Origin of the sequence: Rhodococcus sp. OAS809 (genome assembly GCF_040546695.1) — a bacterium.
Classification (GTDB): Bacteria; Actinomycetota; Actinomycetes; order Mycobacteriales; family Mycobacteriaceae; genus Rhodococcus_F; species Rhodococcus_F qingshengii.
Map to the genome: position 1 here is coordinate 1 of NZ_JBEPOI010000004.1, position 21,516 is coordinate 21,516.

At 61.5% G+C, this 21,516-nt stretch carries 27 protein-coding genes and 2 pseudogenes; 22 read left to right on the forward strand and 7 right to left on the reverse strand.

Annotated features, from left to right (window positions below):
* Positions 1–213 (forward strand): annotated as a pseudogene (locus ABIE52_RS33515) (replication protein); the annotation flags it as partial.
* Between the two features lie 4 nt (positions 214–217).
* Here the strand turns inward: ABIE52_RS33515 and ABIE52_RS33520 are convergent.
* Together ABIE52_RS33520 and ABIE52_RS33525 are read right to left on the reverse strand one after the other, a co-directional pair.
* Positions 218–1,225, reverse strand: a complete 1,008-nt coding sequence (locus ABIE52_RS33520) for a GAF domain-containing protein (RefSeq protein ID WP_192713719.1) — start codon at positions 1,223–1,225, stop codon at positions 218–220.
* 129 nt (positions 1,226–1,354) lie between these two features.
* Positions 1,355–2,167 carry an SDR family NAD(P)-dependent oxidoreductase gene (locus tag ABIE52_RS33525; RefSeq protein ID WP_192713720.1) on the reverse strand — a complete coding sequence of 271 codons (813 nt, stop codon included), beginning with the start codon at positions 2,165–2,167 and terminating at the stop codon, positions 1,355–1,357.
* Positions 2,168–2,428: 261 nt separating this feature from the next.
* Between ABIE52_RS33525 and ABIE52_RS33530 the strand changes: the two genes are divergently transcribed.
* The 8 genes from ABIE52_RS33530 to ABIE52_RS33565 all read left to right on the forward strand — a co-directional run bounded on the left by ABIE52_RS33530 (position 2,429) and on the right by ABIE52_RS33565 (position 8,259).
* Complete coding sequence (locus tag ABIE52_RS33530; protein ID WP_192713721.1) at positions 2,429–2,932, forward strand: DUF6301 family protein; 504 nt, start codon at positions 2,429–2,431, stop codon at positions 2,930–2,932.
* Between the two features lie 710 nt (positions 2,933–3,642).
* On the forward strand, positions 3,643–4,233 hold the full coding sequence (locus tag ABIE52_RS33535) for an AAA family ATPase (RefSeq protein WP_054828182.1): 591 nt from the start codon (positions 3,643–3,645) through the stop codon (positions 4,231–4,233).
* A complete protein-coding gene (locus ABIE52_RS33540; RefSeq protein ID WP_054828181.1) occupies positions 4,230–4,478 on the forward strand; it encodes a plasmid partition protein ParG in 249 nt (82 codons plus the stop codon). The genes ABIE52_RS33535 and ABIE52_RS33540 overlap by 4 nt, the downstream gene beginning before the upstream one ends.
* A 96-nt stretch (positions 4,479–4,574) precedes the next feature.
* On the forward strand, positions 4,575–5,669 hold the full coding sequence (locus ABIE52_RS33545; RefSeq protein WP_192713722.1) for a DUF2637 domain-containing protein: 1,095 nt from the start codon (positions 4,575–4,577) through the stop codon (positions 5,667–5,669).
* An 82-nt stretch (positions 5,670–5,751) separates the two neighbouring features.
* Entirely contained in the window at positions 5,752–6,414 is a 663-nt protein-coding gene (locus ABIE52_RS33550; RefSeq protein ID WP_192713739.1) for a TetR family transcriptional regulator, read from the forward strand.
* The gene (locus ABIE52_RS33555; RefSeq protein WP_192713723.1) at positions 6,411–7,085 is read left to right on the forward strand and encodes a TetR family transcriptional regulator; all 675 of its coding nucleotides are present in this window, start codon (positions 6,411–6,413) and stop codon (positions 7,083–7,085) included. Before ABIE52_RS33550 ends, ABIE52_RS33555 begins: the two co-directional genes overlap by 4 nt.
* 94 nt (positions 7,086–7,179) lie before the next feature.
* Positions 7,180–7,548 carry a hypothetical protein gene (locus ABIE52_RS33560; protein WP_192713724.1) on the forward strand — a complete coding sequence of 123 codons (369 nt, stop codon included), beginning with the start codon at positions 7,180–7,182 and terminating at the stop codon, positions 7,546–7,548.
* Between the two features lie 525 nt (positions 7,549–8,073).
* Positions 8,074–8,259 carry a hypothetical protein gene (locus ABIE52_RS33565; RefSeq protein WP_192713725.1) on the forward strand — a complete coding sequence of 62 codons (186 nt, stop codon included), beginning with the start codon at positions 8,074–8,076 and terminating at the stop codon, positions 8,257–8,259.
* A gap of 51 nt (positions 8,260–8,310) precedes the next feature.
* On the opposite strand, the gene ABIE52_RS33570 is transcribed toward ABIE52_RS33565, so the two are convergent.
* Complete coding sequence (locus tag ABIE52_RS33570) at positions 8,311–8,475, reverse strand: hypothetical protein (RefSeq protein WP_192713726.1); 165 nt, start codon at positions 8,473–8,475, stop codon at positions 8,311–8,313.
* A 64-nt stretch (positions 8,476–8,539) separates the two neighbouring features.
* Between ABIE52_RS33570 and ligD the strand changes: the two genes are divergently transcribed.
* Positions 8,540–9,526, forward strand: coding sequence for a non-homologous end-joining DNA ligase (gene ligD / locus ABIE52_RS33575; protein ID WP_192713727.1), 987 nt, complete (start codon positions 8,540–8,542; stop codon positions 9,524–9,526).
* A 644-nt stretch (positions 9,527–10,170) separates the two neighbouring features.
* Positions 10,171–10,926 (forward strand): ANTAR domain-containing response regulator, encoded by a 756-nt coding sequence (locus tag ABIE52_RS33580; protein WP_192713728.1) that lies wholly within the window; start codon positions 10,171–10,173, stop codon positions 10,924–10,926.
* A 293-nt stretch (positions 10,927–11,219) separates the two neighbouring features.
* Here ABIE52_RS33580 and ABIE52_RS33585 read toward each other — a convergent pair whose 3' ends face one another.
* Positions 11,220–11,420, reverse strand: coding sequence for an Rv3202a family protein (locus tag ABIE52_RS33585; RefSeq protein WP_192713729.1), 201 nt, complete (start codon positions 11,418–11,420; stop codon positions 11,220–11,222).
* A 36-nt stretch (positions 11,421–11,456) separates the two neighbouring features.
* Positions 11,457–11,789: a MerR family transcriptional regulator gene (locus ABIE52_RS33590; protein ID WP_192713730.1), complete on the reverse strand. Its 333-nt coding sequence runs from the start codon at positions 11,787–11,789 to the stop codon at positions 11,457–11,459.
* A 178-nt stretch (positions 11,790–11,967) separates the two neighbouring features.
* Here ABIE52_RS33590 and ABIE52_RS33595 point away from each other — a divergent pair, with 178 nt between their 5' ends.
* The 4 genes from ABIE52_RS33595 to ABIE52_RS33610 all read left to right on the forward strand — a co-directional run bounded on the left by ABIE52_RS33595 (position 11,968) and on the right by ABIE52_RS33610 (position 13,663).
* Positions 11,968–12,423: an Hsp20/alpha crystallin family protein gene (locus ABIE52_RS33595; RefSeq protein WP_192713731.1), complete on the forward strand. Its 456-nt coding sequence runs from the start codon at positions 11,968–11,970 to the stop codon at positions 12,421–12,423.
* A 42-nt stretch (positions 12,424–12,465) separates the two neighbouring features.
* Positions 12,466–12,786, forward strand: a complete 321-nt coding sequence (locus ABIE52_RS33600; protein ID WP_354541606.1) for a hypothetical protein — start codon at positions 12,466–12,468, stop codon at positions 12,784–12,786.
* Positions 12,787–13,079: 293 nt separating this feature from the next.
* Positions 13,080–13,301, forward strand: coding sequence for a hypothetical protein (locus tag ABIE52_RS33605; protein ID WP_354541607.1), 222 nt, complete (start codon positions 13,080–13,082; stop codon positions 13,299–13,301).
* Between the two features lie 206 nt (positions 13,302–13,507).
* Complete coding sequence (locus ABIE52_RS33610) at positions 13,508–13,663, forward strand: hypothetical protein (RefSeq protein ID WP_192713732.1); 156 nt, start codon at positions 13,508–13,510, stop codon at positions 13,661–13,663.
* A gap of 649 nt (positions 13,664–14,312) precedes the next feature.
* Here the strand turns inward: ABIE52_RS33610 and ABIE52_RS33615 are convergent.
* Together ABIE52_RS33615 and ABIE52_RS33620 are read right to left on the reverse strand one after the other, a co-directional pair.
* The gene (locus ABIE52_RS33615) at positions 14,313–14,792 is read right to left on the reverse strand and encodes an SRPBCC family protein (protein ID WP_192713733.1); all 480 of its coding nucleotides are present in this window, start codon (positions 14,790–14,792) and stop codon (positions 14,313–14,315) included.
* A 101-nt stretch (positions 14,793–14,893) separates the two neighbouring features.
* The gene (locus ABIE52_RS33620; protein WP_192713734.1) at positions 14,894–15,322 is read right to left on the reverse strand and encodes a hypothetical protein; all 429 of its coding nucleotides are present in this window, start codon (positions 15,320–15,322) and stop codon (positions 14,894–14,896) included.
* Positions 15,323–15,754: 432 nt separating this feature from the next.
* On the opposite strand from ABIE52_RS33620, the gene ABIE52_RS33625 reads away from it, so the two are divergent.
* The 7 genes and pseudogenes from ABIE52_RS33625 (at position 15,755) to ABIE52_RS33655 (ending at position 21,448) form a co-directional block, all read left to right on the forward strand.
* A complete protein-coding gene (locus tag ABIE52_RS33625) occupies positions 15,755–15,928 on the forward strand; it encodes a hypothetical protein (protein ID WP_192713735.1) in 174 nt (57 codons plus the stop codon).
* Positions 15,929–17,110: 1,182 nt separating this feature from the next.
* Positions 17,111–17,215, forward strand: a pseudogene (locus tag ABIE52_RS33630) (SOS response-associated peptidase); the annotation flags it as partial.
* A 103-nt stretch (positions 17,216–17,318) separates the two neighbouring features.
* The gene (imuA', locus tag ABIE52_RS33635; protein ID WP_192713667.1) at positions 17,319–18,122 is read left to right on the forward strand and encodes a DnaE2-dependent mutagenesis accessory factor ImuA'; all 804 of its coding nucleotides are present in this window, start codon (positions 17,319–17,321) and stop codon (positions 18,120–18,122) included.
* Complete coding sequence (locus ABIE52_RS33640; protein ID WP_192713668.1) at positions 18,119–18,451, forward strand: hypothetical protein; 333 nt, start codon at positions 18,119–18,121, stop codon at positions 18,449–18,451. The genes imuA' and ABIE52_RS33640 overlap by 4 nt, the downstream gene beginning before the upstream one ends.
* Before the next feature lie 762 nt (positions 18,452–19,213).
* The gene (locus ABIE52_RS33645) at positions 19,214–19,354 is read left to right on the forward strand and encodes a hypothetical protein (RefSeq protein WP_192713669.1); all 141 of its coding nucleotides are present in this window, start codon (positions 19,214–19,216) and stop codon (positions 19,352–19,354) included.
* Positions 19,355–19,598: 244 nt separating this feature from the next.
* Positions 19,599–19,853 (forward strand): hypothetical protein, encoded by a 255-nt coding sequence (locus ABIE52_RS33650; RefSeq protein ID WP_192713670.1) that lies wholly within the window; start codon positions 19,599–19,601, stop codon positions 19,851–19,853.
* Between the two features lie 86 nt (positions 19,854–19,939).
* Positions 19,940–21,448, forward strand: coding sequence for a ParB/RepB/Spo0J family partition protein (locus ABIE52_RS33655; RefSeq protein ID WP_354541608.1), 1,509 nt, complete (start codon positions 19,940–19,942; stop codon positions 21,446–21,448).
* Positions 21,449–21,516: the final 68 nt, after the last annotated feature.

Here is a 21,516-nt window from a genome sequence, read left to right on the forward strand (position 1 = left end):
GCTGAACGTGAACGACAGTCCTCGCAGTTCGAGGCCGAACGTGCGCGTTACGCAATGGCCGCGACCGAGGACTCCCCCGGCCGACGGGCAGCGATGGCAGCTGTTCCGGATGCTGCGGAAGTCCGCCGCCGCAGACAGATCGCTGAGCGGAGAACTGCTGCTGACGCGCGCGCAGAACTGTGCGCTCGTCAGCGCGGCATCGACAACTGGTGAAAAGCTACGAATCCGCAGCAGCGCGGACCATGACCAGACCGGCGGTGGTGTGCTGGTCGAGCATCATCAATGTCGCCCGCACATTACAGGCTTTCCACTTCCCGTCGAGCTGTCTGAACCGGACGGTGCCTTGCGTTTTGCCCCGCGCCAAACCCGCAGACATCTCTAGTGCCACAGGCAAGTCCTCTGGATGCATACCAGGTTTAACCTGGTCATCCACCGATTCCCACGCCAAGTCTGGCATCGGATCGCCTACCCACCGAATGAGTTGCAGCGTCTTGAGATTGACGATCGCTCGGTACTCCCCCTCCTCCGTCGCAGCCTCGAGGACCCTGTACTCGAGAACCACAGGGGGCGGAGCCGCCGCAACGTCGATCGCGGGGCCGATGTCTTGCGTTATTCCTCGCAAAATGACTTCTGGTCTGCCTGTCACAGGATCGATTTCTTCAAGCATTCGGCAAGAGAAGTGGGCGGCGCGCAGCTCGTCGTCATCTCGCCTCACTGTCCACACCGCTTGATGAATAGTTCCGGGAGCCGAGTGGATGATCTTCGACAATGCTTCGCCCTCATCGCGATTGGTCACGAGACGGGTGAAGGCGCCGGCCATCGCTTTCTCGGTATGTCTCTCATCCTCCGGAACGCCGTACAAGTCGAGCAGATCGTTGCTTCCGCTGGCTTTGCTAGCCGTCAGGTTGAACAACCAGGCTCCGGCCGGGTCCCTGTCGGGAACGACTTCGTCCGGTCCGCCAGTCCATAGGTACATGCCATGCAGGCGTCCTGAAAACGTCACCAGGGGCTCTACAACGACACGCCGGCGTCCATCAGCCGTGACCCTATCTACGCGGTCAGGCGATGCCATGACCTCGGCAATTACGCTGTAAACCTCGTCGAGGGAATCCTTGCTTTTGAAGAATTTGTCCAACGGTGTGAACTTTCGAGGAGTGCTTCCCAGACCGATGATCGACGGTGTCGCGCCGCCAACCGATTCAATCAACAACCATTTTGTTGCCACTACGTAGTTCCTCTCCCCGCGGATGCGAACAGAGGAACACTACCCGACAAAACAGACTTAATGTTACTGTCCGTTACAGGTATTAAGTCCTTCGGCGGGCGGCGCTGACCTGGGTGTCCGCCAAAAGTGCTAGCCGGACTTGAGGGCTGGAATGATCCGCTGATAACCCGAACTGGCAACCCTAGTAAGTACGTCGACGATGCGGGCATCATTACCGATCAGCACTCGAGGTCGGCGACGTTCCACGCCACGCAAGATTGTCTTGGCAGCGTCCGCTGGATCCGTTCTTGCGATGGAACTCTCAAAGGATTCGACGACCTCTGAATGGTCGAGAGTTGTCGCCACACGCGCTGTACGTGCAATCGAGGTCTTGATTCCTCCGGGAAACACACAAGTCACAGCTACTTGGCGGTGATGAAGAAGCATCTCTTGGCGGAGCGACTCGGTGAACCCTCGGACTGCGAACTTCGCGGAGTTGTAGGCCGAGTAGCCAGGTGCGGCCATGAGGCCGAAGGCCGATGAGATGTTGACGATGGACCCACGATCCGACGCAATAATGCACGGCAAGAAGGCTTTCGACCCGTTGACTACGCCCCAGAAGTCGACATTCATCACGTGCTCGATGTCTGAGTAGTCGGAATCCTCCACGGTTCCGGAGTACAGAACGCCAGCGTTATTGAAGATCGCATCAACATGGCCGAACTGGGCCAGCGTTGCCGCGGCACACTCCCCCATTGCCTCTCGGTCCGTGACATCCCTCGCCGAGATCATCACCGAGTTGGCACTGATTCCGGCCAGTTCGACCGTCTCCTCCAGGCCACCTTGGTCGATATCGATCAGTGCGAGCTTTGCGCCTTGGGTGGCCAGTTGAATGGCTAGTTGCCGGCCGATGCCCGCGCCGGCGCCGGTAACGACCACAACGCGTCCTTTGAAATACCCCATTCCGCAAGTATTCCCTGCGAGAAGGCTGCCTCTTGGAACGCGCCTAGTTGTACCCGGCCATCAGGTTGGTGACAGCCTGGCCCGCACAGTCAACGTCGTGCAGCAAACACCGCCGCCCGGACAGATCGTCTCGGATGAAGAGCGACTCCGCGGCATGACTTACCTGTGAGTACTTGACCCCGTCGTGATGTGGGAGGCTACGACCGCCTTGACGGCCACTACCGAACCACCAACTCTGACTACGAGAGAGAGCTGTAAAAGGTGCGAGCAGATATCGAACGCGCTGCCCAGGCGGTGCGCGCGGCCGCTGAGTTCGACTGGACGTGGACCGTCCATGACCTGCCGCCGTTCTGCGGTCAGGTCGGTTGGCAGTTCAGCGGCCTCGATGAGCAGGTGCCAGCAGCCGTGACCGATCTCGAAGTCAATCGCCCTGATGTGTCGGTGTTCGTCGCGGACATATCGACAACCGAATTGTCGCGAGCGATCAATATGATCTCCTTCCGTGCCAGTGATGTGGTTCTCGGTCAGAGCGACTTGGAGCCTGAGCTGGATGAAGTTTTCGATGCACTGGTGCAGCGGATGTTCGAACTGCTCGGGCAGCGGCCCACGGATTGGTGGATCGAACCGACCCGCGGCCTGCGCTGGGACCTTCCGGGCCTGGTGGTTAGGGCCCAGATCGGCGTCTCATCGGTCTGTTTGTATCTGCTCAGTCCTGCGTACCAACAATGGTGCGACGAAATCGAGCAGAGCGCCGAAGACGAGTAGACGTGAGGTCGGTTGAGGCATGCCCATGTGGAAGAGACCGCCACCTACGCCTACGACCAACGACCGTGCACTCCCCCAGGGTCAAGCCTCACTGCACACAACAGACCGCAATCGCTGCCGACCACCAGCTCAGCCGAAGTCGAACATGAAGTGATATTTTTCGGGCCGTCACTGCGCAACGTCTCGGATACGGGCACTTGTCGAAGACATGGTGGACAGTCTTGCGTCAGTTTCCGAACGGAGTCCTCCGCGACGCAAAATGCGCGATGGGACGCAAAGTCGCCATCCAAGATGGAGCAACAACGCCAACGGAACGGGCAAACCAAGGACCGGACCCCGTCGTACTGCGGATGCCGAATGTCGAGTTCTCCCATCTCTCCACTCCCCTGCCAATCCTAGAAGTCCCTCTGAGCTGGCATTTTGCACGAATTTCATTTCGAAAAAACAGTTATACAGCTTTACGGCTAAGTGGGTAAATGGCTTCGCGGAAAACCGGAAAGCTGTAAAACTGTATAGACAGCTATCAGGCAAACCGGTATGCTGCTCTTACAGGTAGACGGCAAGCCGGTTGCCTGGCAAACCGGCTAAGTGGGTATGCAGCTAAATGGCAAGCCGGAAACCTGTTTTACAGGTAACTGTTTTTACAGCTTTTCGGAAAGCTGCAAACTGTAAAACTGGCAAGCTGTAAACGAGCGAAAGGGCGCTTCTCGATGATCATCAGTCTGGTCAACACCAAAGGCGGAACGGCCAAGACGACGAGCGCGATCTACCTTGCGCTCGCGTTTCATAATCGGGGGAGGAAGGTTGTCGTCCTCGACTTGGACAAGCAGGGTTCAGCAACCGACTGGGCCGATCGCGCTACGGAGGCCGGAGATCCGCTCCCGTTCCCTGTGCACGTCGTGAACATGAAACGCCTGGTGAAGTACGCCACCGATGGTGACGATCAGGTCGTGATCATCGACACTCCGCCTGGTGACGGGCAAGTTATCGACGCCGCAATCGGAGCGTCCCACTTCGTCATCATGCCCACTGCCGCTACTGGACTCGACACTGCACGAGTCTGGGAAACACTGCCTTCGGTGCAGGGGCGCTTGCCGTACGGCATCCTCATCACCTCCGCTCGTCTCGGAACGAACCTACTCGAAGATGCCAAGGCAGCGTTCGACAGCAACGATGCAGCCCGATTCGACACCGTCATCCCCATGCGCGAGCGCATCCGGTCGACATTCGGCACTACCCCCAAGCACGACGAAGGGTATTCCGACGTCGTCGACGAAATCACAGAGGCGCTGACAGCATGAGCATCCCCAAGGCAAAGACGACACCGACGCTCGGGCCTCGCAAGTCCGCGCCACCGATCGCAACGCCCTCAGTGACGGCCAGTTTCGTTGAACCGGACGCAGACCGCACAAAACTCACTGTTCAAATCGACGCTGAGCTGCATCGGCGCTTTAAGGCTGCCGTTGCGGGAAGCGGCAAGAAGATGCGTGACGTCGTCGAGGAAATGATCGAGCAGTGGACCGACACGAACAGTGGTCGCTCATAACCCTGTGACGCTGTTGCGCAAAAACAAAGGGAGCCTCGACGGTTGCACCCGACGAGGCTCCAGACCGGGAAACCCCTGGAAGGAAAAAACCCAGTCATGACTGACTTTAGCCTCAGAGCTGCCCGTGTTCAGCTGGGCGCATTGCTTGCTGCGCTCGCACTCGCGATCGTCATTGCGCTCGGTATCACTACCGGCGCATTCGTGCTTTCCTTCGCCGTGCAACGAGACCTTGCCAGGCAAGCACTGATCCCCGAACACCTGACCTGGATCTTCCCGGCGATCGTCGACAGCGCCATCCTCGGCGCCACCATCGCCATCGTCATCATCAGCAAGCTCAGCATGAACAAACGCGACAGAGGCTTCTACATCGCACTCGCCGTCAGCGTCGTCGTGATCAGCATCCTCGGAAACGCCTACCACGCCTATCACGCAGCAATTGCTGCACAGGAGTCGATCGACGGTGGGGGAGACCTCGGGTTCATTCCACTCGCGCCGGCCATTGCAGCGGCCATTGCGATCATTCCGCCGGCCCTGGTCTTGGCGTTCACGCACGGAATCACGATCCTGGTGAAGGCAGTCGGAATGGCCTACGCCGCTTACCGCGCGATCGTCGAAAACGCTACCGACAGCGAGGAAGCAACGAGTATTGCGTCTGACATCACCGTAGGCCGGGGACCGATCCGCGACCCTCGTTCCGGCGAAAAGATTGCCCACAATGTGGCGTACCTGGTGGAAGTGGAACGCAACGAGGACGCCACAACGGCGGACATGCAGACCGACCAGGGGGAGCTTATTGCGGACTTTGCGGAGCCGTTTTTCGTCGACGAAATGACGGATGACGGCCTCGACGACATTGACACCCAAGACACCATTGCGGAGTTCCCTCACCGCCAAGACGCCGAAGAAGCCCATGCCGATATCGACCCCGGCATAGACGACCTCATGGCGTTCATTGCCAGCTCGGATCTGGCGAAGAACGTGAAAGACACAGCGGTCCGCAAGCTGACGAACCAGAACCTCACATGGGAAACCATCGCTTTGGAGTCGAAGCCCCCCGTCGCAATATCGACTGCATGGCGCCGGTACGTGAAGTTCGATAACGCAGCACGAGAAGCGGGATTCACGAGCCCACCACTGCCCGACCTCCGGTCCGCCGAGAGCCCCGCCGACCACGAACTCACCACCGTCTGACCCACACCCACCAACAAATGGGTGGCCCCGACAGTGCTACGAACACCGTCAGGGCCGATGACCACAGAAAGCACCTGTGACCATGAACAATCATACCGACCGCTCCGAAGGCATCGACCACGGCAAAACCGGCCGACCACCTATGCAGCCACGAGCGAAAATCACCCGAGAAGCGATCCTCGAGATGTCCGCCACCCTGTTCAGCCGGACCGGGTACGCAGGCACCAGCATCAATGACATCCTGGCGATCTCCGAGACCACCAAAGGAGCGCTGTACTTCCACTTCTCGAAGAAAGAATCCATCGCGAGCGAGATGCTCCGCCGCTGGTCCGCCGCAATCTCCGAGACAGTCGAGAAAGCCGCAGCGACAGGGCAACCCGCCGATCGGCAAGTGATCATGATCTACCGCGAACTCGCCCGCCGCACCCAAACAGAAGCGATCACCCGCGCCGGCCTCATCCTGTCCGTCGACAAATCGCTCAGTGATGCGTGCGCCACCTACGAATCGTGGACCGACGCAATCACGCCGATCGTCGTCGACTCGATCCGGTCCGGCGCCCTCGACTGCGCGGAAAGCATGTCCAGGCTCGCAGACACACTCTGCGCCGGATTCGTCGGCGCTGTACAGGTTGCAGCTAGCCTCGACGAGAACCACACCATCACCAGACGAGTCGACGATCTGCTGCTGATGTGGCGCGGAACCGACCCGGCTGCCGTCCGCATGGTCGAAGGAGCATCCCTGTGAACAGCCCCAACGAACCGGTACCCACGCCGGAAAGCACTGCCACCACGCCAACCCGACCCCGGATCGGCCGCGCCGTCGGCAGCAAGAACTCAGCAATGCAGGACCGCGCAGTGCGAACACGAGAAGCGATCATCGCGGTTGCGGCCCGGCACTTCGACACCGACGGATACGGCCACACCAGCATCAACACCATCAGTGGTTCCGGAAAATTCGCCAAAGGTGCGATGTACTACCACTTCCCATCCAAAGAAGCGATCGCCGAACACCTCATCTCGGACTGGAACCACACCCTCACCGAAACCATCAGCGAAGCACTGGCGGCCAGTTCGAGCATCACAGCCGGGGAGAAGCTGACAGCGATCTTCATGTCGCTCGCACAGCGCATCGGCGAAGACACCAACCTCCGCGCCGGCATGAAACTCACCCTCGAACCCACCATCGACAACGGCGCAGCATTCGCACGCTGGGTCGACGCCATCAGCGACATCATCGAAACAGCCATCACCACCTGCGAACTCGCCGACACCCCCACAACACACCGACTCGCATGGAACCTCTGCGCCGGCACCCTCGGAGCCGCCAATGCATCAGGAACCCTACGAGAAGACATCGACCTTGCAACCCGCATCGAAGACACCGTCACGGCCCATCTGAAATCCACCACCGCATGAAGCGCGACGGAAAACTGTCACCGGACGCTGCAATACTCGAAAGCAATCGGAGCGAGCTGCACAACCACAGCACCACCAGGGGGAAGAAGACACCATGAGCCGAAAGAACGAGATCCAGATCCGACTGATCGCACTACTCGCCGCCGTCGGCCTCGCATTCGTCGCCGGAATCATGATCGGTACCGTATTCCGGCCTCAAACCGGTAGCGGGGGAATGGAAATCTCGATACCCGACTCCCTCGTCATCCCCGACTCCATCGCAACATGGCAGATAGGCCTCGCATTCGCCGCCATCCCCCTTGTAGTGGCCGGCCTCGCCGCCGCGCTACGCCCCTGGGCAAGGCACAAGTCCGAGACAAACATCCAGCGCTACAAACTGGCGCGATTCGAGGGCGAACAACGCCAGGCGAACGTGAACCCCACGCCCATCACACAAGCCCGGCGCGCAAACCGTCGCACATAACGCGAAGACGCCCACCGGACCCCGATTTGATTGAGGTCATCGGACCTCGAACGCCCTCACCAAATGTCAGACCCCCGAACTACCATCAACACCGCGACGAGCATCAGGTCGCCACACTGACCAGACCGAAGCGAAAGCCGAAGTCCTGACCTGCAACAACCCTTGCAGATCGGTCACACGTGGCGACCTGATCCTCATTCACCACCACAAACCAGAGCTACCGCGACACCACCCGTGGTCCAGCTTGCGCAGCTCCCGCACAATCACCCCGCCAGCGCACCGAGCGGGAGGTGCCCACCACCACACACACCCACCGCCGGTCACACACCAACAACCGAACGCCATCTCCGGTGCCGTTGCCGCTACGCAGCCCCGAGTGGTCAAGAAAGTCGTCGTACAAGTCGCCCCAGAACACCATGCCGGGGACCCGACCCGTCAACCCACGCTTCGCTCTACGGGGTTGACAGCCCACCCTCGACATGGTGACAGGGGAGCGACTCTACCGACTCGCAGGAAGGCATCACCATGACCGAAACATCCGCTCCCACACGCTTTGTCGTAATACCCCGCACCGAAGAACACTGCGGGCACGAAAACAAGTGCTACACCCACTACGTCCAAGACAACAGCGGCCGCTACAGCCTGCAAGGCCCATGGGTCGAAACAGACGCAGAATGGTTCGCGAACAAGATGAACACACAGTTGGGATAACCAACAGGCGAGGCCCGCACCGGATTCGGTGCGGGCCTCACTGCTGTACTCCTACGCCGGATCCGGGCGCTCCGGCATCCTCATGAAGATCGGAACCACACCTTTTTTGTATCGGTACGCCCACCTGCCACTCTTGAGGATGACGGCGCCGGCCTGCCCCACATCCGGAGCCGGACTCCACCCCTGACCCTCGCCCGGTTCTGCAGTCCCACTCATCTCACTATTGTCTCAACCTCGGAAAACCGGCCGAAACCAGTGCAAACCCGCGCACAGTAGAGCAATGAGCGCCGCCACAGGAAAGCCAGTGCCGCCGATGCTCGCCACACTCGGGCACCCACCAACCGGGGAGCGCTGGGCCTTCGAATCGAAATGGGATGGCCAAAGAGCCATCGTGACAACAGGATCCGCGCCGCCGATGCTCTGGTCGCGCAACGGTAACAACATCAGCGCATCATTCCCCGAGATTGTCGATGCACTCCGCTCTGTGCTCGACCACCGCGAAACCGTCCTCGACGGCGAAATCGTCGCACTCGGACCCGACGGTGTCCCGTCCTTCTCCTTGTTGCAACGCCGAATGCACGTCCTGCGGCCCACTGCTCAGCTCCGCAACGAGGCCGTGACCTCGTACTACGTGTTCGACGTCCTCGACGTCGACGGCGCATCGACCACCGATCTGCCCTACCTCGAACGCCGCGAAGCGCTCGCCAACCTCAGCCTCGAGCACCCGCGCATCAAAGTCCCACCGCACTGGCTCAATGTGGACGGGCCGACCATGCTCGAGGTAGCCCGCAAACACCATCTGGAAGGTATTGTCGCCAAGAATATTGTTTCGAACTACCAGCCCGGCAAGCGATCTCGTGACTGGATCAAAACGCCTCTGAGAGCTAATGCCGAGGCCGTATTGTGCGGCTTCCTTCCGGGATCGGGTGGCGCAGCTGGGGGAGTCGGATCACTGATCCTCGGCGCCAACGACGACGACGGCAACCTCGTCTATCTCGGAAACGTCGGTACGGGCCTGACCGACCGACAGCGCCGCGAACTGCGAGACAAGCTCGTCGAGCTCGAACAGTCGATCAGCCCGTTCGCCGTCGAGCCGCCGAGAGCTGTCACCCGCAATGCGACCTGGTCGAGTCCCGTCCTCGTCTGCGACGTGGAATACAGGGAGTACACCGGCGGCAGCCTTCGGCACCCGTCCTTTCGAGGGCTGCGTAACGACAAGACCGCCGATGAAGTCAAGATGCCATTATCCGATTCGGATGCAACATAGGTCCTACGTTGCGGCTGCCGTTCGCGCAGGAATCCTGAGCTGGCTGAGGCCGTGCCGAGTGCATTCGAACTGCGATCGGCGATGCCGAAGTGCAGATGCATCAATGTTGCATCCGATGCAACGTCGCATGTGGTGGGTGTGGTGTACAGATCGGTGACACCGGACGTCGCCGAAAACCAGAGACCCTGTTCGAGATGAGAGCGATGGCCTGTGGCTGTGATGTGGTTGCGTGTCAGAGCGTTTCGCCGAAAACATCCTCATACCCGTGAAGGTGTGTGGTCGAGGTGGGGTTTACGTTCGTCGTGTGAGGGATATCTGTGGAGTGCGGCGCTGGGAACACGCTCGAAAGAGATTTCGGGGAAGCCGCACAGACGACCTGCCTTCCGGCTGTCCATTCGCCGGGGGTGGGTCACCGTCGAAGGGCGGGCGTCCTGCACGGGCAGTGCATCAAATAGGGCGCACGGGTTCACCGGCGTCGGCGCTCACACCTCGACGCCGGTGAACCCCCCTTTTTTCTCAGGCGTGGGTCCCTGTCGGGTTTGCAGCTGCGGTGTTCGGGCATTCGCTTGGTGTTGACAACTGGAGATCCCCTGCTCATGTCGTTGTGCGCCGTTCGTGGTCTCTCGAACCGGGTGAGGTGTGAGATGGATGTCGTGCGAAGCGCCGGTGTCGGTGATCGGTGGTTTCCTCCGCTCGATGCTGCTGCGGAGGCGTTGCAGGATCTGTATCGGGCGTTGAACCCTGCCGAGCACATCGACAAGTATCTGAATCGGTTGTGTGAGCATGCTGTCGAGTTGATCGACGATGCGGACATGGCGGGGGTGACGATCCTTGGTGACGAAGGGACACCGTCGACGGCGGCGCGAACTTCTCGCGAGGTCGCACTGGTGGACGAGCTTCAATACAGGTCCGGAGATGGGCCGTGTATCGAGGCTGCGGAGAGTTCGGAGATCGTGGTGGCGGATCGGATCGCTGCCAGTGAGCGGTGGCCGGGTCTTGCGTCCGAGGCGCGGCGGTTCGGGGTTCAGAGTTTCTTGTCGATCCCGCTGCCGCCGCTCGAGCCCGGAGCGAGGGCAGGTGCGGTGAACGTGTACGGGAGTCGTTCGGACGGGTTCGCTCGGTCGGAGGTGGCGTTGATGAATTTGTTCACCACTGCTGCGGGGTATGCGATCGGCAGTACGGAACGTTATCGGGGTGCTCGTCAGTTGGCGTTACAGCTCGAGCAGGCGCTCGAGTCGCGGGCGGTGATCGATCAGGCGAAGGGGGTGTTGATGGCGGTGCATGGTGTCGATGCGGATGCGGCGTTCGAGATGTTGGTCGACAAGTCCCAGCGCTCCAATACGAAACTGCGGGTGGTGGCGGAACATTTGTTGGCCAGTGTGCGCATCACCGAGACCTGAGGACGGGCTCGCCGATGGAGCTAGCTGACAGGCACGCATCGCGCATTCGTCGCGGGCGGGAACTTCTGGCTTTCCGCGACTACGAGAGCGGCACTGCAAGGGAATGTTTCGCACCTTCACGCGCGGGAGGGCTGGTACTTTCGGCGGATCGGGTGCATGGTGAGAATAGTTCCGGTCTGTGCTGGCTCGGGACTGTTGTTCTGCCGGACGCCGACTCCCATCCCCGTCCGGCAGAGCCCGTTCGTAGCGTCCCCGAACCGTTCGGTGCGGGACGATTCCGAACTCGAGCGGGGCTATAGGTCGTCGTCGAGGTGCACGGGTATCGACTGTTCGATCAGGTCTGATTCGGGCGCGGGCCATGGTGTGTCGAGTTCGGCTGCGAGGGCTTCGACGTCGACGGAATCCACCGCATTGGGGTCGGCGGGGATGGTGTGGTCGATGTAGTCGGCGCCCGGTGCCGCGTCGAGCGCTGCGTGGGTGTGGTCGTATTTCATGGCGACTTTCCTTTCTCTGTCGGGCGTTGATCGTTTCTATGTGGTGTGGTCGTTTCTCTGGCGGAGGTGGGCGTTGTCTGCGCGTAGTCGGGTGTTGTCTCGGCGTAGTAGCGCTGTGCTGTCTTCGAGTTCGAGGACCCTTTTGATGCCGACGAGATTGATGCCGTCGGCGATGAGTTCGGTGATGCGGCCCAGGCGGGTGAGGTCCTCGTCGCTGTAGCGGCGTGTGCCGCCGCGGGTGCGGGTGGGGGTGATCAGTCCGTACTGTTCGTAGAGTCTCAGGGTGCCGGGGGTGAATCCGGAGAGTTCCGATGTCACCGAGATCGCGTACAGGCCAGGGGGTTCGGCGATAGCCGCTTTGCGCGCCATGGTGGTCCTCCCATCCGAGGAACGTCCGAAATCAGCTCAGAATCTGCCGGAAATTTCTCTTGATCCGATGTGTGTTTAATGATATACCAAATCTACAGCATCTACTGTAGAAGTTCGGTGGATGTGGTGGTGGTAGTCAGTGAACGGTTCCAGTGACTTTTCCTGGAGGTGACCGAAAATGTTGATGCGCACCGATCCTTTCCGTGACTTCGACCGTCTGACCCGGCAGCTGTTGGGTACTGCCTCGCAGCCGGCGGTGATGCCGATGGATGCCTGGCAGGAAGGTGAGCAGTTCGTCGTCGAGTTCGATCTTCCCGGCATGGATCCGGATTCACTCGACCTCGATGTGGATCGCAACGTGGTGACGGTGCACGCCGAGCGGCCGGTTCGGGGCGGGGAGGAGGAGATGATCGCGGCCGAGCGGCCCCGCGGGGTGTTCAGTCGTCAACTGTTTCTGGGTGAGAACCTCGACACCGAGAACATCGAGGCCGGTTACGACGCGGGGGTGCTGAGGTTGACGATCCCGCTCGCGGAGCGGGCCAAGCCTCGCAAGATCGAGATCACCGGCGCCGGAAGTAACGGGAGCAGCAAGGAGGTGGGACACAAGCTCGAGAGCAAGCAGATCGATGCGTGAACAGCAGTCCAGAGCAGCACGGTTCGAGAGGATGCAGCGAAAATGGTTCGGGTCGATGACATCGAGACCGCCCGCACCGCCGAGGGCGGGTGTGCGGTAGCCGGTGCGGGTCGGCGCGGGGACTCGGGGTGGGAGAGGCTGGGTAACTGGCCCTGGCACGAGTTGGATTATGCTGCTGTGGTGGAGGATTCGGATCGGATCCTCGCCGATGCTCTCACTCCGGCAGCGTTGGTGTTGCTCACCGGGCTCGCGGCGGGCATTCTCGAACCTGCAGCGCGGGTGCCGCCGATCGTGGTGCCCTGCTCCTCGTATCGGGTTCCGGTGATGCGGCCCCGCGCCACCCAACGCTCCCCTCCGCAGTGACAGGGAGTGTGGCGTTAGGGGGCGTGGGCGGGTTCCTCGTTGCCCGGCCCCCGACGGCGCAACAAGGGACCCTCGGACACAGCGCGTCCGGGCGCTGCCGTGCTTGTTCTGTGGTGGTTGCCGAGACGCTCACACGCTGCGGATGTTCCTTCGAGTACCCGAGCAACGTGTGGGTACAGGCCTTGGACGGCGGAAAGCGCGAAAAAGTGTGACCGGCTCGGCAATCACCCTTTTCCATGTTTGTCCGAATGCTCTGTCTACGAATTGGTTTCGACTGACGATGAGGTCGTGTCATGGAGCGGTACAAGTTCACGTTCGCGGACGGATCGAGCACCGAAGAACTTTTCGATTCGGACAACGAGGCGATCGTGGCGGCGACGGCCGCCAACGGCGGCAGCAGTGGGGGTTGTACGTCCAGCGCTACGACCATCGCGGGTCGTTGCTGCCCACGAAACTTCCTCCCGGTGGGCACCGCGGAACATGGTGCCCGAAGATCCCCGCCACGAGTGCAGTAGATCGGGTAGCGCACGTGTCCACGGTGGCCGAACCGGCTGCGGGACTGTAGGACTGCGGGGCAGTGAGGAGGACTGCGGGGCAGTGAGGAGGACTGCGGGGCAGTGAGGAGGACTGCGGGGCAGTGAGGAGGACTGCGGGGCACTGAGGCGTTTACAGGACTGCGAGCTGGGTAAAAGCTGTGCAGATGACCTGAAGGAGTAAGCGTATGGATACCGGCGACGTCGATGTGGTGGTGTGGCCCGAATCCGCCGAACGTGAAGCGTGGTGGCGTCAAGTCGTCACAGGCGGCAGCGCGGACGCGTCGCCGGCGCCGAATCGGAGTGCGCCGGACGCGCCCCCTCGTATTCTGCATGCGGCGTAGATGCGGAGAGCGCATCCGCCCCTGATGGCGGTGGCGAACCCTGTGTCCGCCGGCGGGTCGATAGTTCCCATCCGGAATCTGTCGACACCGCTGGCCGGAGTTGAGTTGTGTGTCCTTTCCTGCCGGCAAAGGGCATGCGCGGCCCGTCTGGTCGTTACTGACGAACGACCACACGGGCCATCCGCCTTTCCCGGAGCCCTCGTTTTGTCGGGCGGATCCCGAAGTCGTGGCAAGACAGTTCGTGACAATTCCCGCAACACAATTCGTGGCAATAGGCGATCGTCGCGCTAGTACGGCACGTATCGCGCACAGGGCGGAATACGCGGCGCTGACCCACCCGGAGCCCTCACCGGGTGCCCTCGTCGTTCGGCTATACCGCATTCAATCTGATCAGCGCTCTCGAAAGTCGAGGCGCGCAACAACAGCCAAAGCCGCACATAACAGAATTATGAGGATTGCAATATTGATCATCGTGATCTCCCGTCCGATAATCCTGGCGAGCTGGACTGCACGCGCAGCGCAGAGACCTCACGTAGCGGCCGGCACCATCCTGTCGAGAAGCAACTTCTTCCCGATCTCCGCACCCGTGCCTTTCTCGGTCTGGGCTGTGCTCGACAGATCGGTCACTCTACCGTCACAGATTGGAGGGTCAGGTTTCGTCGGGGCGAATCTGTTCTGGGCGTTCGATGTTCCCGCGCCAGGCGCCTGTTTCGTGTCCGCGGGACTCGATGAACTCTTTGAAGTTCTTCATGTCGTTTTTGACGCGATGGGTGAGAATTCCGAATTTGTCGGCGACGTTCTCGACGAAGCCGTCGGGGTCGATGTCCATCTGCGCTGTCACTCTGGTGTGGGAATCGTCCAATCGGTGGAAGGTGATCACGCCTGCATGGTTGGGGCCTGCGTCGGATTTCCATGCCACGCGCTCGTCGGGGTGTTGTTCGGTGATGGTGGCATCGAATTCTCTGACTTGTCCGGCTATCTCGACGGTCCAATGTGTGTGGACGTCGTCGGTTTGTCGGATTTCGCGCACTCCTGACATGAAGTGCGGGAACGACTCGAATTGGGTCCACTGGTCGTAGACGGTGCGTAGGGGGACGTTGACATCGATGGATTCGGTCACGGTACTCATGTGGTTCGGGCTACCCGCCCTGTCGGCGACTACACATCGGGTGTGGTCGCGGGCGTCCGTGCGACCCATGTTGTCGCTCGCGATGTCGACGAAGGAATGTGTCATGGGCAGAGGGGGGTCACCATCTGGTAGATGTGTTGTGCATCCGTTTCGTTGGGTTCGGTGCCGTCGTGGGAGGCCAGTGATCGGATGTCGTTGGCGAGGCGTTGTTCGTCGAGGCCGTGGGTGATGTCTTCGCACGTGCGTACTGCGATGGTTTCGATACTGGGGTCCTCGCGCTCTCGCGCCAGTTCGGGGTAGCGGGCGCGGAAGGCTGCGACGAACGCGGCGAGTTTCGCTTCGTCGAGGCGGTGCGGCTCGGTCGATGGAGCAGCGGACGTTGAAGTGGCTGCGGTCGTGGTTGTTTCGGTGATCATTCCGGTGGGCGGTGTCACGAGTCCGTTGGTGGTGTCCTGGGTGGAGGTACTGCTGCAAGCGATCAATGCGATGGCTGTACCGGTCAGGGCGGTCGCGACACAGACTTTGTTCATCTCGGGCGCTCCTTTACCTGCGTTCTTCTTTATCTGCGTTGCTGCCCGGCGGGTGGTGGCGATTGCCGCCACCGGAGGGTCAGTGGCGGATGAGGTCGTCGTGTTTCGTCGCCGGGACGTAGGCGGTTCGTTCGTGTCGGCGTTCCGTGAGACGGCGGAAACGGAGAACTCGTGTGGTGCTCTCGTTTCGGGAGCAGGCGACCCACCGCCGTGAGTGACCAGCGTGCTGGTGGGTGCCTGTTCGCGACTCACCCGAACCGTTCGCCGCGACAGGAATTTACCTCGCGGCCGACGGTCTCAAACGTCAGCGGTGCGAGCAGTACGGCGATGGAGTGACGGCCTGGCTGTGGAGGAGTGCCTTTTCGTGGGTACACCGATCCGAATGAGTGCGGATCGGAAGGGGTGTACACGATGCAGGATGTCAGACGGGCAATGAGCGATCAGGACCTGATCGAGGAACGCGACCGGCTGGCGAATCTGGGCGAGATGAGCCGATGCGAGGAGATACGACTCGAGATCGTGCAGGACGAATGGGAGCGTCGGCAGGCGCTCGTTGATCGTGAGAGTTCCGATGGCGTTAGTAGGTCCGGCAAAACGACGAAGTGACCCGACGAACCGCCGAGCGGCGCAGGATTACCAGTGGGTATCGATATGATTCGATCTCGATACATACCGGGTATGCGGTTTATAATCGAGGGCGTGTGGTCGCACGGGTAACGGACCGCGCATCGAAAGAGGGCCATCTGGGTTGTGTGCTCGACGCAGATGGCGTTGTCCAGCCCCGGCTCGACGTGCAGAGCCGGGTGCCGGGTGTGATGCTGTCGGAAACCGCCGCGATGTGACCGTTCTGCCGAGGCCCGGGTGAACTCGTGGTCGCGATGGTGTGGGTGGCTCATCGGGTGGGCGTGTGAGTGCTGCGCCGATGAGCCATGTGCCCGTACCTGACAAGGAGCGAGCACTCCGACAGTGTAGAGGTTGGTCGACGATGGTCCGCCGCGTCGACGCCGTCGAGGTGCCGGGCTGTGTTGTGCAGCCTGCGAAGTGAACGCATCGATACTTCTGCCTCGTGGAATGCTTGACCGGTGGTGCGTGCCGCGGGGTTGGTGAGGGCGTGGAGTGGACGATTCGCCGGCTGCTGGTGACGGCAGTCGGCGAATCGGGCGGATCGCCTTGTGCTCGGGTTCTGAGGGATCCGCGTAGGCCGTTGCCGGTTGGTGCTCACCGGGAAGGGCCCTGATCGGCGGCTCGTCGCCGTTGCAGCGTTCCGCCGTCATGGTGGGTTACCCGGTGGGGCAGGTACCGAAACCGGGCGTCACGATTATTGATCTACCAGGTGGTCGCAGTGATGCGCGATTGCAGGCACCGTGTAGATCCTGGCAGACGTTTGTTTCGCCTTGTGTCAGATATCGCGGTTTCTTCCCGACGTCCTGCCATCGTGTAGTGACTGTCCTGTCCGTGACGGACTGTCGATCCCTGTGGTTGTTGCCGGAAGCCGTGTCCGCCTGCAGGTCCCTGACAACGGTCGGCTCGCAGGTGGGTGATCGCCCGGACCTCCTGGTGGGGGTGATGCATTGTCGCGGACTCTTCCCCGGGTGTGTGAATGGCCCACGTGCAGTGGGTGATTCGGGAATCTATATCTGGCGGGCGGTGGATGAGACCGTCGTGTAACCCGCTTATCGTTCGTTCTATCCTGGAGATGATTCCTGAAATCGGTTGTGCCACTGGGTAAATACCCCTGGTGAACGGTGTCTGTCACGTAGGTGTCGCCCCTGAGGGAATCGGAGGAGAATGATCAATTCCGTTCCGGAGCCGCATCTCGAACCGTACGAAGTTTCGACTGCTGTGAACTCTCCGAGGAACAACACTCCGAGTTTGCTCGAGCCGGCGGCCTGACCGTAGCGATCCGGACTCTTTTTCGATCGATTCTTATCGAACCTATGTTCGAGTATCCTGGGTGTGCGGGAAGTGCGCGCGGATCCAGGAAAGCGGGGCGACGATGAACCAACAGCCCCACTCATCAGCAACGACAGTGCTGACCAAGGCAGAAAAGCTCGAACAGCTACGCCGCAAGATGGCCTCGATTCCCGCCCGCTCGGACGGCACCGAACCAGCCACGCCGTCGGTGATGCTCAAACCCGTCGGCGAGCGCGAGCCGACTCCGATCGTGGCCACCGCGCAATCAACCCTCCGGATGCTTCCCGTCCCTACTCCGATCGGTGCCCTGCTCCCACGCGGCGGGTTGGCCCGAGGAACCGTCGTCAGCGTCGACGGCGCAGCCTCGGTCCTCATCGGACTACTCGCCACCGTCACCGCCGCCGGCGGCCACGTGGCGGTGATCGGAATGCCCGGTCTCGGACTTCTCGCCTTCCACGAGCAAGGTGGCGACTTGGCGAAAGTCGCGCTGGTGGCCCAGCCGAAGGACGCTGCAATCGACTGCGCCGCAATTTTGCTGGAGGGCTTCGACGTGGTTGTCCTGGGACTCTCTGGTGGCGCTGTAACGCCCTCTCGCGGACGAGCTGTGGCCGCTCGCGCCAGGAGTAAGGGATCGCTGTTGATAGTCACAGAAGGGCAGTGGGACGGCCCGGATCTGCGGATCTCGTCGCGGGTGGCCGGATATACAGGATTATCAGCGGGGAGAGGGCGTGTGACGGGGGTTCGGCTCGACGTCGCGGCCGTCGGCAAAGGATTCCAACAACGCACCGGGAGCCTGGAGATCCGCGACGAGAGCGGAGAGCTCCGCTGGGCGGCCGTCGACGGCAACACCGTCACAGCTACGCGACCATTGAGAGCAGCACTGTGATCAACACCGACCATTGGACCGAACGATGGCCCGATCACCCCGTGATCAGGACATTCGACGAGCCGAGGGCAGTGAAAGTCGACATCGGCCGGGCGCTCCCGCTCGGACGCGGAGGGGCATCACGCGCCGATCACGTGAGCATGCGCGTGAAAACATCCGCGCTCTACATGTCCGGATACCTCGACGGGGCCTTGAAATTCTGGGCGAAAATGCACGACGGCCAATGGCTGGCCGGAGTAACCGTGCGAGTCAACGACGCCGGCGGAACCAACCTCGTCGAGATCGACATGCTGGTGACCGCCGACGCTGTCACCGAAGCGCCGACGTGAATGCCTTCTGGGTACACATGCATTTCGGTTGGGAATGTCGGCCCTGACGCAGGGCCTGGGGCTCACCGACAAAGCGAGACTGTGAGCGCACTGTCGGTGAGCCGTGCGCACCGAACCGTTGCAGTCTGACAGTGCGCAGTTCAGGTGACCCACCCCCGGGGGAAATGACACCCGGTAGGCGGGTCCGCGCGGCGGATCGTGTGTCCGAGATCAACCGCCGCGATGTGGGTGTTGCACTCTCGTTCACTGTTCAAACCCCCGACCGGGGAAGGCGATGGGTCGGGGGTGTCGAACGTCGTCCGCTCGCGATGCGGAGACCCATTTGCCGTGTCGAACCACGTGAGGTGGCCCGACGGAATCCACTTTAGAACCGCGCCACGCCTGCGTACAGGGATCAAGGGGCTCGTCACGGCAAGCCGGTAGCTCACGTACTGCATCCGCCTGCCCGGCGGCCCGGCCACCTGCGGTGTCCCCCGAAGAGAACTCCGCTTCGCTCCGTTCCGGAAAAGCGTTCTATTTGTTTTCCCTTCTGGCCTTCCGATTTTGACCGGCGGTGACCTGCGCGCAACCGCTGACTCCGCTTCGCTCCGGCCTTCGGCTCGAAAGACTTTTTCAACCCGCACTCGCAAGCTCGCAGAAAAACTCTTCCGCTCACCAGTTGCACTCCGGCCCCCTCATGCCGGTCCAACTCTCCTATGCCAGAAGGGCAAAAAAATTGGCGGGGCACGGGATTGGTCCCCAGCCACGAACGGAAGGTCACCGATGAGCGACGACTACGAGTACACCGAGGGCGACGACTACAACGCGGCAACCATCCATTACGCCGGACTCAGTTGTGGGTGCGGTGACTACTCCTGCCCTCGCATGCACGACGACGCTGCGCAGTGCGTCAACGCCGAGTAATGACACAGCCCACGAACCTCGAGAGCAAAGGAAAACCGACGAGCAACGAGACGAACTGCGACTGCGGCCAAACCTCCTGCCCTGCAATGACAGACGACACGCAGATGTGCAGCTACCCGGACCCCGGCGACTACGCCTGCACCGCGCAACGATCCGGCGACGAGGACTGCATCTGCGGTTGAGCGACCCCCCGCAAAGGAGAACCACATGACCGAGAACGTCAACCCGACCGAAAGGGACCACTATGTACGGCTACGACCTGCACAACATCTGCGAGAAAGCAGATGCCTGGGCGAAGTTGTTCGAGACAGCCGAATATCTCGACAGCGTCGTCGAGCACAACTGCTGCCCCGAAATCGACGTTTTCGTGGAGTTGCTCATCGCACTCGACTACCACGGCCACGCCTCCGCCCTGATGGACGCACACATCGAGGCCGATAACTGCCGAGACCGCCACCCCACGGCCGATCAAGTGATCTTGGAACCGGCCACCGCGTGAGATCGAAAACCCCACGGAAACAACACAACACCGGGCAGCTGATATCTGCCCGGTGTCGTGTCCCGAAGTCTACGAGAGGAATCGCGATGACCGCAACACACACCACCCCCGCCGCAGCACTCGAGGTCGCGCAGCTGCACCCCGACGCCCTCGACATCGGCGAGAACGTCCGCGACAGCGTCGATCTGGCGCAGACCCCCGACTTCGTCGAATCCATCCGCGAAAACGGAGTACTCGAAGCGATCAGCGCAGTCCGGACCGCAGACGGAACGATCGTCGTCCGCGACGGCCAGCGCCGAACCCTCGCCGCCCGCGAAACCGGCCTGACCACCATCCCCGTCGTGATCTACCCCGACACCGAAGGAAGCGACAAGGCCCGCGCCGTCGACCGGATCGGCAAGCAGATCACCGCCAACCGGCACCGCGAAGGGTTGACCGCAGCTCAGCACACCCGAGGAGTTGCGCAGATGCTCGAATTCGGCGCATCCATCACGAAGGTGTCCAAGACTCTCGCGATGGACAAAAGGGATGTGAAAGCCCAGGCAGCGGTAGGGAAAGCCGAGGCAGCCCGCACTGCCCTCGATGCCGGACAGCTCGACCTCGAGCAAGCCGCAGTAGTGGCCGAGTTCGAGGAAGCCGGAGATACCGAAGCCGTCGAGATGCTTCTGAACACCGGACCGTACAACTTCACCTACACAGCCCAACGCATCCGGGACCGCCGCGAAGAGGAAGCGGCGTACGCGCAGACCGCCGCCCCCTACGCCGAGAAAGGATTCACCATCCTCACAGCCGCACCGGACCACAGGTCCGCGCTGGCCCCGGAAGATCTACTGACCACAGACGGCAACGAGGTCACACAGGAGTTGATCGACGCCACACCGCAATTCTGGTCCGTGGTTCTGGTCTACGCGGACGTGCTGTGCGACACCGCGACCGGAAACCCGGTGGACGAGGACGATATCGATTGGGACACCGCCGAGGACGACGACGCCGTACCCGCGCAAGGACTCCGGCACGCCAACGGTGTCGAGTGGCGCGAAGAGTGGACAGCGGAGTACTTCTGCCACGACCACAAGGGCGCAGGGTTGGCACTGACGCCGGTCATGGAAGCAGTCCGCAGCGCTGCCCCCGAAGCCGAAGAGGCAGCCGAGGACGCACTCACCGACGAGGAACGCGCCGCCGAGGCAGCCCGCCGCGAACGCGAGCGGGAAGCGGCCGAGAAGCAGGAACGGCGACGAGTCCGAGAGCTGAACAAGCAGGCCGAGTCCGCGACCACCGTCCGGCGCGAGTTTCTGCGCACGAGCTTGCTCGCCCGCAAGACCCCGCCAGGGGCCGCAGCGGCCTACGTTGCAGCGACCATCGCGCAAGACCCACACCTGTTGACCGAACACAAGGCCGGAGAAGTCCTCGCGGAACTGATGGGCTTGCCGAGTGTCTACCCAGGCAAGGACATCGCAGCGATGGCAGCGAAAGCGACCGAAGCCCGCGCGCGGTCCTCACCCTCGCGCTGGTGCTGGCCGCGCAAGAGTCCCGCATGGTCAAAGACGCATGGCGATCCAAGCCGCGAGGCGCCGACCGGTACCTCAGTTTCCTGATGGGGCAGGGCTACACCCCCGCTGCCGTCGAGGAAATCATCACCGGACAGCTCACATCCGACGAGGTC